The 428-nt window shown below is 48.8% G+C and carries 1 protein-coding gene; it reads right to left on the minus strand.

The genetic code is table 11. The features are described 5' to 3' along the window. Positions 1 to 428 (minus strand): plasmid recombination protein (locus KP705_RS18030; protein ID WP_215765287.1); only part of this gene is annotated, 428 nt, incomplete at both ends.

Here is a 428-nt window from a genome sequence, read left to right on the forward strand (position 1 = left end):
CTTGGCTTGTTGCTTCTCCTGGTTCCACTGGTCCCGAGTTAAACGCCTACGACCTGGACCAATACGAGTTAAGCCAGAAGGCTTCCCGACCTTATCCCAATAACTGTCCTGCCAATCTCTAAACGATTGCTTATAGGCTTCATTTTGTTCCTTTGGAGATAACCCATCCGCCTTGGCCTTCTGCTTTGCACTATCCCCAGGATGTAAGCTGATCGCCTTCAAATCATCAGGAACGATGAAAGCATGAAGATGAGGAAAAGCCTCATCATCATGCCTGATGACTGTCTTCAACTGGTCCCCATACGTGTCCTGCAACCACTTGACCGACCGAGCTTGCCAACGCTTACAATCGGCATCCATCTCACCTGGCCAAGACAGAACAATGCACGCCATAGTATTTTGAGTGCTTCTGATTTTCCTGCTCTTGC

The organism is Gluconobacter sp. P1D12_c, assembly GCF_018812105.1.
Taxonomy (GTDB): domain Bacteria; phylum Pseudomonadota; class Alphaproteobacteria; order Acetobacterales; family Acetobacteraceae; genus Gluconobacter; species Gluconobacter oxydans_A.